Below are 579 nucleotides of genomic sequence, written 5' to 3' on the forward strand. Positions count from 1 at the left end.
CCGCAGGTCGAGGCGCCGGCTCCCCGGCAGGCGGGCGCCGTCCTGCGCCTCGATCGAGGCCGCCAAGACGGCGAAGCGCTCCGGGGCGTCGGGGCCGAGGGCCGTGGCGTCGATCGCCAGGATCAGCTGTCCGGTGCCGGGCGGGTCCCCCGCGGCGTCGAGGAACGAGCTGGCCTCGGCGGCGAAGCGGGCACCGGTGAGCCCGGCCGCCAGGAGTTCCACCATCAAGGCGAGCGCCGTGCCCTTGGCGTCGCCGAGCGGCGCCATCGTGCCGTCGAGGGCCGCGGCGGGATCGGTGGTCGGGCGTCCCGCGGCATCGAGCGCCCAGCCCTCCGGGATCGCTTCGCCGCGCTGCTTCGCGCCGACGATGCTGGCCCGGGCGACCTTCGACAGGGCGAGGTCGATCACGATGGGTGCCCGACCGGGTAGCGGGCAGCCGAAGGCCAGCGGGTTGGTGCCGAACACTGCCCGGCTGCCACCCCAGGGCGCCATGGCGGCGGGGGTGTTGGCGAACAGGATCGCGACGCACCCGGCCTCGGCCAGCGCCTCGACAGGCAGGCCGGCCGCCCCGCAATGATG

The 579-nt window shown here is 76.3% G+C and carries 1 protein-coding gene; it reads right to left on the minus strand.

Annotated features, from left to right (window positions below; translation table 11 throughout):
- The coding region (locus FV228_RS32160) for an Ldh family oxidoreductase (protein ID WP_147858009.1) at positions 1 to 579 on the minus strand (579 nt) is incomplete at both ends.

The sequence above is a fragment of the Methylobacterium sp. WL18 genome (assembly GCF_008040015.1).
GTDB lineage: Bacteria > Pseudomonadota > Alphaproteobacteria > Rhizobiales > Beijerinckiaceae > Methylobacterium > Methylobacterium mesophilicum.